Source organism: Arthrobacter sp. SO3 (genome assembly GCF_020532825.1).
Lineage (GTDB): Bacteria > Actinomycetota > Actinomycetes > Actinomycetales > Micrococcaceae > Arthrobacter.
Map to the genome: position 1 here is coordinate 37,410 of NZ_MQTS01000036.1, position 8,164 is coordinate 45,573.

The window sequence follows — 8,164 nt, forward strand, 5'->3', positions numbered from 1 at the left end:
CCCTTGAGACGCGTTCCCCCAGGAACTGTGTGTGTGCCATCGGCCGTGCCAGAAACTCCGAGCCCCGTCTATGTCTTCCCGGACCGGCGCTCGAGGAGGTAATTGAGTGGTCCCCGCGCCACGGCGAGAAGTTCGGTCCGCAGGGCTTTCGCGACCTGCGGGTCCCGGGGCGCCGGTGCCGCCGCCTCCGCCGAACTTTGCCCCAGCGAGTGATTCCGGGCGTTTCTCAGGAAATGCAGCGCGCCTTGCGGGCTTCGGGCAATCGCCAGACGTGCCGTGTGCGGGTTCAGGAGAATCTTTGTCAGCCAGGATCCGAGCCCTTTGCCGTACCCTCGTGCCTGGATGATCAGATCCTCCAGCTCCGCCCGGTGGCGGTGCCAGACAATCGCGGAGGGCTGCACGACCAGCGAGTGCCCGTCAAGGATCACCCGGGTAAACATGTCGATGTCCTCACCGCCCCCAGTACGCGTCCCCACACCGAGCGCCGGATCAAAGGCCCCCAGCGCCAGGGCGGTCCGTCGATCGAGCGCGAAGTTCGCTCCGGTGCCGAAGGCCCCTACGCAAAACGGAAATGTCGGCAGATCGGCGGGAGGGTCCGCCATGGAGTAGACCTTCGGTGCGATGATCTTGGACCAGTTAACGCGTTCGTCGAAGTAGCCTTGGGCGGGCGAACGCAACTCACCGGCCGGCACCAGGCCGGTCACGCAGGCAACATCGGGGGCCTGTTCAAAACCGGCCGCAATCCCCCGCAGCCAGAACTCATCCACGACGACGTCGTCATCCGTGAACGCGACGATGTCTCCACGCGCACGGCGCAAGCCGGCGTTGCGCGCCCTCGACAACCCCGGCCTCGGCTCGGAGACCAGGGTCAAACGGGGGTCCTGAAAATCGTCCCGGACCATGTCACGGGTCTCGGCGGTGCTTGCCCCGTTGTCCACAACGATGACGTCGAAATCCGGGTAATCGAGGTGCAGGATCGCGGTGAGGGCGCCACGCAACAACGAAGCGCGGTCCCGCGTGCAGACGATCACGGTGATCGACGGCGTCGACGACTTCGGGGAAGCCACTGCCGCGGGCAATGCCGCCGCTGCGGACTCCAGGACGCCACAATCCAGGACGCCGCCTGGCGCGTCGACGTCGATGAACCCGCGCACGGACGATCCGCTGCGCACGAGCAGGCGTGCGCGGTGATAGCCCATGGAGTCCTGGAGCCTGAGGTGGGTGTAGCCCGCAAGCGAATCGAGATCGACGGCGCCGACCCACAGGGCCCCGGCCCAGTCGGGCACCGATTCGCTACCCATTGACGGTGCAATGTCCAGTCCTGCGTCCTCAGGTGCCACCACGAACTCATTTCCAACTTCGATCACGTGGCTTCCCTCCAGGGAGGGCGGCCATTGGGGACAGGAGGTGAGCCGGCCAGGAGCGATCCTGAGCCCTGGGCAAGCCTGCGGCCGCGGAGGTATCCGGCCGCTGTGACCGCCAGAACCGCCACGTAGGCGCCTGCCCGGCGCAAACCCTGGGGGTCGGCGCCGCGGCTCCAGTCCGCCAGTCCGGAGAATACCGCCCGCGGCAGGACACTGCGCACGTAACGCCGCTCTGGGCCCAAGGCCCGTTTGTGGCCCACCACGTGGCTGACCTGGGCCTTGGAAATGCCCTCCGACCAGGAACGTTCCAGCATGTACCGGAACGTCCCGCGCTGGACCGGAACAAAGTGATGAACCAGGGCTGCAGGCTCGTACACAATGCGCGAACCCGGGGAACCGATCGATGCCCGAATGCAAATCTCGGTCTCTTCGCATCCCAGCGGTTTCGTCCCCTGCCGGCCCAGTGAGAGGTTGAAGCCACCCACCTGCTGGAGCACCTGAAGCCTAAAGGACATGTTTGCGCCGATGACATTCCGCACTTCGGAGGCCACCTTTGGCATACCGCGGTGGCTGCAGCCGACGATCCAGTCCAGTTCCGGGCCGAAGTGACCGGGCCGGCCGGCTTCCCATGCCGGCTCAACCTTGCCACCGACGGCAAGGACGTCGGAATCGTCGTAGAGGGCAGTCAGCTTCTCGAGCCAGTCGGGAGCCGCCACGGCGTCGTCGTCCAGAAACGCCACGATCTCTGAGGTTGCCAGGCCAACGCCGGTGTTGCGTGCCCCGGAGAGCCCCTGGAGCCCAGTGCTCTCCACCAGGGTGACGTCCTGTATTGCGGCCACGAGCCGCTTGTACAGGTCCTCGTTGTGGTCAACCACAACGATCACCTGCTTCGGCTGGAGCGTCTGGGCGTGGACGGAATCGATGACGTCCATCAGCAGTTCCCAGCGCTGCTCCGTGTAGGAGCAGATGACCACGGAGGCGGAGGGTCGGAAATTGAAGTCGAGCACCTTAGGCTCCTTCCGCCACGGTAAGGACGCTTTGCGGATCCGTGGGTGTTCGGGCAAACCGGACGTTTGGATAGGTGTACTTCACCCGGCGGAGGGCTTCGGGCCTGGCCCCCGCGGTTGGCGCTTCCCAGGTTGTGCATTCCCTGGCCAGGGTGCGCAGAACCCGCCAGCCGTCGCGGAAGGTCTGCAGGTTTGAGACCCCGGAGATGCGGTCAAGTTCGAAGCTTGGCACCTCCGCAATGCGGAGCCCGGCGCGGGCCGCCCTCACGATCAGCTCCGTCTCGATCTCAAAGCCGTCGGACTCCAACTCCAGAACCTCCAGACATTCCCGGCGCAGTGCAATGTAGCCGTAGCAGAGGTCCGAGTAGTTGCTTCTCAGCACGGTGTTCGCCAGCCCCGTCAGGACGCGGTTGCCGGTGTTCCGCAGCCAGGTCAGGTCCTCCGACCCGCCTCCGGTTACGTAGCGTGAGCCTTTGACGAAGTCGTAGTCATGCTGGAGGGGAGACACGAACCAGCCGATTTCCTGCGGGTCCATGCTCCCGTCCGCGTCAAGCATGACGATGATGTCTCCCGAAGCCGCTGCGAAGCCGGCGCGGACTGCGATGCCCTTGCCCTTGCGCGGTTCAGCCACCACGACGACGTCGACCCTGAGTGCCCGGGCGACGTCGATTGTGTGGTCGTGGGAGCGCCCGTCCACGATGACAACTTCATCCACATATGAAGGCATCCGCCGCAGAACCCAGGGCAAATTCATTTCTTCGTTTAGTGTTGGAATTACCACGCTCACCGAAGCCCTTGGTGAGGCGGTAATTCGCTCGGATGGCGAATTAGGGACCAGATTTGGAATAGACAAAAGCCTCACCACTTCATGAAATTCAAGGCGCCGATAGCACTGCTCTCAGCGAATGAGAACCTAGAGAACGGATTCAGAGAAATCCGTCAAATTGTGCCGACCCCATACCCCAGCTGCCACTGGACCGTGGCTATGCCTAGAGCCTAAAGTTCACCCAAAGTTGTGTCACGAGTGGCTAATACTTGGTTGTTCGTTCCACTCCTTGTGCGATGCCCATGCCTCTACTTGGGTCTGCGGGGCGGCCTACTCGGGGAACCACGAGTCATTGGCGAACGGTGTACTCGGTCAGCCGCGATAGGGCTAATTTCCGTTGAGTTTCCGTGTTTTTGTCCCGATACTGGAACCGTACGCCGACGGGATGGCAAGGTCTAGTGCCGGCGTATGCCGCAGCCAAAGCGCAGTTTCCACGGCGGCTGCGGGGTCGGGGGGAACGGGATCCCTGGGGCAGTTCAGGCTGGCACGCCGGGGCAGATCGCGTATTCCATGACAGTCTTTTCTCCGCCAGGAAAGAACGAATAGCTCCAAGAAGGAGAAAGAACCTTTTTCACTTCCGAAGCGAGCGGTAAACATCACCAATTCGGGAGACATCTGTAAACTCACCATGGAAACGGCGATCAAACGCATGAAGGAATCGGCGATCAAGATGAAAAGAACAGCCCGCTGGCTTAGCCAGGTAGTGGTAATGGCATTAGTTGCGGCCGGGGGCCTGCTGGGATTCTCAACCAGCGCCTCGGCGGCGAGTGACTACGGCTATCCCAGCATCAGCTACACGGGAGTGAGCAACCCGCCGACTTCGGACAAGCCGCAGAGCAAGCTCTGGTTCAATGGCGGATCGTGGTGGGCGGACATGTGGACCTCCGGCACGGGCTGGCAGATCTACCGGCTGGACGTCCCCACGAAGACCTGGGTCAGCACCGGCGTCACGAACGACACCCGCGCCAGCACCCTGGCAGACACGCTCTGGGACGGCACCCACCTCTATATCGCCTCCCACGTCGTCACCGTGTCCAGCGACACATCGCCGAAGGCGTCGGTCTCGGGCCAGCCGGCCAAGCTGTACCGCTACAGCTTCTCGGGCGGGAAGTTCAGCCTGGACAGCGGCTTCCCGACCACCATCATGAACAACAGCAGCGAGTCGATGACGATCGACCGGGACACCACCGGCGCGATCTGGGCCACCTGGACCCAGGTCTCCGGCAATTCGACCAGCGGCTTCACCAACACCGTCTACGTCAACAAGTCCGCACCCGACGGGACCAGCTGGGGCTCGCCGTTCGTGATCCCGGTCTCCAACCCGCACCCTGCGCCGGATGACATTTCGGCGGTCGTGGCCTACGGCAGCAACAAGATCGGGGTCATGTGGAGCGACCAGCTCACGGGCTCCGTCCGCTGGGCCACCCGCACCGACGGGACCAGCCCCACCGCGACGTCCTCGTGGAAAGTCCAGGATGCCGTCAAGGGCAACAAGCTCGCCGACGACCATCTGAACCTCAAGTCCCTTCAGTCGGACAACTCCGGCCGGGTCTTCGCTGCGATCAAAACCAGCCTCAACGACACCTCGACCAACAAGAGCCTGCCGGAACTGCTGCTGCTGGTCTTCAAGCCCGGAACCGGCTCGTTCTCCCAATCCACGATCGCCACGATCGGGGACTGCGTGTCCCGCCCGCAGATCATCCTGGATACGCAAAACAACTTGGTCCATGCGTTCCACACGGCCCCCGGCACCGGCGTCAGCGGCTGTGCCTACTCCGGCATTCCCGGCGCCATCTATGAAAAGACGGCCTCCATGGACAACCCGGTCTTCGCATCCGGCCGCGGCACGCCGGTTATCCAGGACGGCTCGTCCGCCAATATGAACGATGTGACCACCACCAAGCAGAGTGTGGACAGCAGCACCGGCCTCGTGGTGCTGGCCAGCAACAACGCGACCAAGCGCTACTGGTTCTCCTACCGCGCCCTGGGCGGGGGAACACCGCCGCCGCCGGCAGCACCGGCAGCCTCGTTCACCGCATCTCCGACCTCGGGGACTGCCCCCTTGAACGTGGCCTTCACGGACACGTCCACGGGTTCACCGACCTCATGGGCCTGGGCCTTCGGGGACGGCGGGACCTCCACCACGCAGAATCCCTCGCATAGCTACTCCACGGCAGGCACCTACACCGCGACCCTGACTGCCACCAACGCCGGAGGATCGACGTCGGCCAGCAAGACCATCACGGTCACCACGGGCACCACCCCGCCGCCCGCATCAGGGATTACCGCCGGCGCCTCAACCACCGCAAGCAACCCAACGGCCACAACGACCGTCACGCTGCCCAAGCCCTCCGGCACCGCAGCCGGCGATGTCCTGGTCGCATCGTTCACGGCGGACCAGAATCCGACGACCTCCGCTGTCCCGGCGGGCTGGACAGCCATCGTCAATAACCTCTCCATCAGCACCGGGGCGCGGATGTTCGCGTACTACAAGGTGGTGGGGTCCGCTGACCCGGCAAGTTACAGCTGGACGCTGAGCACCGCGGTGAAGTGGGGCGGCGGAGTCACCGCGTACCGAGGCGTCAACAACACCACACCTCTGGACAGCGGGGTCGCCACCGCCACGAACACGACGTATACGGCGACCAGCATCACAGCCCCCAGCATCACGACGGCGAGCAACAACGCGATGCTGATCGGCGGCGTCGGCTTCGACAGCTCCTCACCGGCGGCAACACCCCCCAGCGGCTGGACCGAGCGGTGGGAAGCCCCGGATTCACAAATCGCGGAACAGGCCGACCAGGTGCAGGCTACGGCGGGCGCCAGCGGCACGGCCACCTGGACCTTCACCGCAAAGGCCGTCTCGGTTTGGCGGACGGCGCTGAAGCCGGCCTAAGCCCTGGCTGCCGGGTGCAGTTGGGCCCGCGCCAGGTTGCGCAAATGAAAGTGGACGGCGCCGGGAAGCTCCCGGCGCCGTCCACTTGCGTCGTGCCGGGCGGCTGTTAGACCGCGGACCAGCCCCCGTCGGAGACGAGGATCGCGCCGTTGATGTTGGTGCCGTCATCGCTGAGGAGGAAGGTGATCGAGGCGGCCAGTTGCGCCGCGGTGGCGGGGGCCGGGATGTTCGCACCCATCAGCGGACCGAGTCGTTCGGCCGCCAGCTGGGAACCCCAGGTGGCCTCGATGTTGGTGATGGTGGCGCCGGGGGCCACGGCGTTGAAGCGCAGGCCCTTGGGCCCGTACATCACCGAGGAGTTCTTGGTCAGGCCGACGACGGCGTGCTTGGATGCGGTGTACGCAGCGCCGGCGGCGGAGCCGCGGAGTCCGGCCTCGGAGGCGACGTTGACCACCGAACCGGAACCGGCCTCAAGCATCAGCGGCACGACGGCGCGGGTCAGGCGCATGAGGGCAGTGACGTTGATCCGGAAGACCCGCTCCCAGGTGGCGTCGTCGACCTCGTGGATCGGCGCGAAGTGGTCCATGATGCCCGCGACGTTCGCGAGCGCGTCGACCCGGCTGCCCGCGGCGGCGACAACAGCGGCGACGGTGTCTTCATCGGAGATGTCACCGGCCACCGCGACCAGATCCAGGCCGCTGTTCCCGTTGACCAGGGCGTCCAGCCGCTCCGAACTCACATCGGCGGCGATCACCTTGCCGCCCTCCTTGGCAACGCGCAGGGCCGTGGCCAGGCCGATACCTGAACCCGCACCCGTGACAATCACCGTCTTGCCCGCGAAGCGGCCCGCGGTAATGGATTCCTGCCATGAAGCTTCGGTGCCCATGATGTCCTTCCGAACGTTTCCAAATACTGACATCTTTCACCTTATGACACGCTGTGTCATTATGAAAGGGTGAATACTGGTGGGATGTTGCCGCAAGACCCCACGCCCGCCGGCACGCGTTCGGCCGGGCGTCCCGCGACCATCGATCCGGATGCCATCGCCAGCATTGCGCTGCGGCTCTTCGCCGAGAACGGCTACGAACAGACCTCCATGGCGGACATCGCCGGCGAGGCGGGGATTGGGCGCAAGAGCCTGTACCGGTATTTCTCCAGCAAGGCCGATCTCGTCTGGGGCGGCATGGAGCCGGTGATCGAGGCCTCCGGACTGGCCCTCGAAGCGGCCCGGGACGGCTTCGAAAGCGACGGCGGCCTGATGGCCGGGCTGCGGGCCGCCGCCGTCGCCGGCGTGTCGGCGATCCCTGACCTCTCGGTCTCGCGCGGGCGGCTGCGCCTGATTGCCGAACATTCCGAGCTTGCCAGCCGGAGCTACGATTCACTGGCACCTCAACGCGAGCGGACGCGGCGGTACCTTGCGGAGCTCGGGGTTCCCGAGGGAACCGCAGGATTCCTGTCGGCGGCCTACCTGGCCGCGACTTTTGAGGCGTGGATGCAGTGGGCCGCGGGCGCGGACCCCGATCCGGTGCCCTATCTGCTCGCTGCGGTGGATGTGCTGCAGGTACCGGGGGCCTGACCTCTCTTCCGAAGGACTGGCCGGGTCCGCGGGGGCTCGGAGCAAATTTCGCTGCGCATTTGCGCTGGTGCTGCGGGGAATACCGTGCGCTGCGGAATTCCGGTAGCGACAGGCATTCTGCGCAGCGCCAACTATTTTGCGCAGCGTCGAAAGGCGGCGGCGCGAGGTTCGCCGGCGCAGTTTGACGGGCACGCCCCCGATTGACCACAGTGAGTCAGTGCCTGCGAACGTCGAAACCAGAGTCCCGCCTCCCGTAGTAGCGGCCGACCGCCCGTGGCGGAGCCAGGTCGCGGGCTTGATCGGCTTTCTGGCGGTGTCCTGGGGTGTGTCGGTGCTGGGTTCACTGCCGATCCGGGCGAACGGCAGCGGCTGGTATGCCTTGGCGGCCAAGGCGCCCTGGACTCCCCCGGCGTGGGTCTTCGCCTCCGTTTGGCTGCTGCTCTATGCGGCCATGGCGGTTGCGGTGTGGCTCGTGTGGCGGCAGCGGGACGTCCC

7 protein-coding genes are annotated in these 8,164 nt (G+C 65.2%); 3 read left to right on the plus strand and 4 right to left on the minus strand.

The features are described 5' to 3' along the window. Positions 1–68: 68 nt before the first annotated feature. The 3 genes from BJQ90_RS04085 to BJQ90_RS04095 are packed head-to-tail and all read right to left on the minus strand — an operon-like array spanning position 69 to position 3,236. Positions 69–1,367, minus strand: coding sequence for a glycosyltransferase (locus BJQ90_RS04085; protein ID WP_226759035.1), 1,299 nt, complete (start codon positions 1,365–1,367; stop codon positions 69–71). Next, a complete protein-coding gene (locus tag BJQ90_RS04090) occupies positions 1,364–2,371 on the minus strand; it encodes a glycosyltransferase family 2 protein (protein WP_226759036.1) in 1,008 nt (335 codons plus the stop codon). The genes BJQ90_RS04085 and BJQ90_RS04090 overlap by 4 nt, the downstream gene beginning before the upstream one ends. Position 2,372: 1 nt before the next feature. Continuing rightward, a complete protein-coding gene (locus BJQ90_RS04095) occupies positions 2,373–3,236 on the minus strand; it encodes a glycosyltransferase family 2 protein (protein WP_319004596.1) in 864 nt (287 codons plus the stop codon). Between the two features lie 670 nt (positions 3,237–3,906). Here BJQ90_RS04095 and BJQ90_RS04100 point away from each other — a divergent pair. Further along, positions 3,907–6,093 (plus strand): PKD domain-containing protein, encoded by a 2,187-nt coding sequence (locus tag BJQ90_RS04100; protein WP_226759038.1) that lies wholly within the window; start codon positions 3,907–3,909, stop codon positions 6,091–6,093. A gap of 106 nt (positions 6,094–6,199) precedes the next feature. On the opposite strand, the gene BJQ90_RS04105 is transcribed toward BJQ90_RS04100, so the two are convergent. After that, on the minus strand, positions 6,200–6,979 hold the full coding sequence (locus tag BJQ90_RS04105; protein WP_226759060.1) for an SDR family NAD(P)-dependent oxidoreductase: 780 nt from the start codon (positions 6,977–6,979) through the stop codon (positions 6,200–6,202). Between the two features lie 84 nt (positions 6,980–7,063). Here BJQ90_RS04105 and BJQ90_RS04110 point away from each other — a divergent pair, with 84 nt between their 5' ends. Together BJQ90_RS04110 and BJQ90_RS04115 are read left to right on the plus strand one after the other, a co-directional pair. Next, positions 7,064–7,669 carry a TetR family transcriptional regulator gene (locus tag BJQ90_RS04110; protein ID WP_226759039.1) on the plus strand — a complete coding sequence of 202 codons (606 nt, stop codon included), beginning with the start codon at positions 7,064–7,066 and terminating at the stop codon, positions 7,667–7,669. A gap of 217 nt (positions 7,670–7,886) precedes the next feature. After that, a partial coding sequence (locus BJQ90_RS04115; RefSeq protein ID WP_226759040.1) for a TspO/MBR family protein occupies positions 7,887–8,164 on the plus strand: 278 nt, incomplete at its 3' end.